This is a genomic window from Chromohalobacter sp. 296-RDG (genome assembly GCF_029889885.1).
GTDB lineage: Bacteria > Pseudomonadota > Gammaproteobacteria > Pseudomonadales > Halomonadaceae > Chromohalobacter.
The window spans coordinates 1-2,010 of record NZ_JARANY010000159.1 but is presented as its reverse complement, the minus strand read 5'-3'; the positions used below and the strand labels follow the sequence as shown (position 1 = coordinate 2,010).

Below are 2,010 nucleotides of genomic sequence, written 5' to 3'. Positions count from 1 at the left end.
ACGATGGCCGTCGCTATGGGTATTGACCGTGCAGCCAGTGAGCCCCGCCAGCAGCAGCGCGGTTCCCATCACCGCAAATAGATAACGCATAGGTTCCCTCGCTTTCTGATTATCGATCCACTTATCCACTGGCCGAAGCGACGCACCAGTGAGCGAATGTCGCGACGCGTTTAGAATGCGACTTCCATACCAGCATAGACGGTCCGCCCCGAGGCCGGCTCGAAATAACGGTCGTTGTTGGCATTGATTCGCACATTGGCAAAGTGCTCGCGGTCGAAGAGGTTGCGCATGCCGACGTACCCTTTGAGCAAGGTGTCGCCGCCCAGGTGCCAGCCATCGCCGACGCGTAGATTGACCAGCCAATAGTCGTCGACCTCCACCTCGTTGGCGTCGTCCGCTACCATGTCGCCGATATATTGCGTCTCGAGCGTCGCGAAGCGCTCGTCGAGACCCTGCCAAGAGAGCTGGTTCACCCAGGTTTGCTCCGGCAGGCCAGGGATGCGATTACCGCCGTAGTTGCCATCCTGGGTGTCGTATTCGTCGAACTCGTACTTGGCCAGCGTCAAGGCACTGTCGAGGCGCCAGCTCGGCGTCATCTGCCAGCCCAGCGCTAGCTCAACGCCATCCCGTGAAGTGTCCCCGGCGTTGCGGTAGTAGGTGCGCTCATTCGGATCCCCTTCAATCTGATAGGGGATAAGCTCATCACTCGTTCGAATCGAAAACAGTGCTAAATCATAGTCCACGCCACTGTCGAAATTGCCCCGCAATCCGCTTGGCCGCAAATTCTGAGTGCAACACCTGACCAAACCGGTAATGTGTTGACCCCATGTCATATTCTGAACTCTGCACCGAAGAACGTGCCACGATCCAAGTCAGCCTCGCGCAAGGCTTGAGCATCAGGAAGGTAGCGGCTCTGCTCGACCGGTCCCCAGCGACGATCAGTCGAGAGATACGGCGCAATGGGTCGTCCGATGGTCGGTATCGCGCACCACACGCGCAACAGCGCCGTCATGACCGTCGAGATGGTTGTCGGCCAAGGCGCAAGCTGCTTCCAGGCAGCCCTCGATTCGCCCTGATTCAGCACATGCTGCGTCGGCGCTTGTCTCCCGAACAGATCAGCGGCAAGCTCAAGCATATGAATATCCCTGACCTTCGAGACGCCTACGTCTGCCGAGAAACGATCTACAGCGCCATCTACGCTTTGCCCGTCGGTGAGCTGAGAAAGGAACTGATCTATTGTTTGCGGCAAGGAAAACCGACCCGTAAGCCGCGTCGTGGTCAGGTTGACCGGTGCAACCAGATCCCGGACATGGTCAGCATTCACCTCCGCCCTCCAGAGGTGGAGAAACGTGAATTTCCTGGCCACTGGGAAGGCGACCTGATCAAGGGCAAGAGCAACGCATCGGCTGTCGGCACTCTCGTCGAACTCAAAAGCGGTTACCTGATTCTGGCGAAGATGAACGATGCGACGGCCACCTCTGCTGTCGAAGGCTTCAGCGCTGCGCTGAATCGCATGCCACTGGCCGCACGGAAGAGCATGACATATGACCAGGGACGTGAGATGACACAGCACGCCAAGGTCACCCAGAATACCGGTGTCGCCATCTACTTCTGTGACCCTCACAGCCCATGGCAGAGAGGCGCCAACGAAAATATCAATGGGCTCATACGGCAGTACTTGCCCAAGGGAACGGATCTATCGGTCTATAGCCAGCAAGAACTGGATGAGATCGCGCTTGAGCTGAACATGCGCCCGCGAAAGCGCTTCGACTTCAAGTGTCCCATTGAGGTGATGAGCGAGCAGCTGGCGAAGTACCATGAAGCTCCGTCATCGATACATTGACGGTGTTGCACTCAGAACCTGCATCCGCCCCGATTTCACGGCTCCATGCCTTCTGTGGTTCCACGCTCGGATTAAAGCCACCCGCTTCGGAAGGATTGGCAAATTCAGAGAATGTGGGTGTTTCAAAAGAAGTGCTGATATTGGCATAGACCTGATGCGTCGGCAGA

2 protein-coding genes and 1 pseudogene are annotated in these 2,010 nt (G+C 57.2%); 1 reads left to right on the top strand and 2 read right to left on the bottom strand.

What is annotated here, in order from left to right; translation table 11 throughout:
* Positions 1-170: 170 nt before the first annotated feature.
* Positions 171-770, bottom strand: a pseudogene (locus tag OP495_RS17420) (TonB-dependent receptor); the annotation flags it as partial.
* 56 nt (positions 771-826) lie between these two features.
* Between OP495_RS17420 and OP495_RS17415 the strand changes: the two are divergent.
* A complete protein-coding gene (locus OP495_RS17415) occupies positions 827-1,843 on the top strand; it encodes an IS30 family transposase (RefSeq protein ID WP_280571014.1) in 1,017 nt (338 codons plus the stop codon).
* Here the strand turns inward: OP495_RS17415 and OP495_RS17410 are convergent.
* A partial coding sequence (locus tag OP495_RS17410) for a TonB-dependent receptor (RefSeq protein ID WP_280571012.1) occupies positions 1,773-2,010 on the bottom strand: 238 nt, incomplete at its 5' end. The genes OP495_RS17415 and OP495_RS17410 overlap by 71 nt on opposite strands.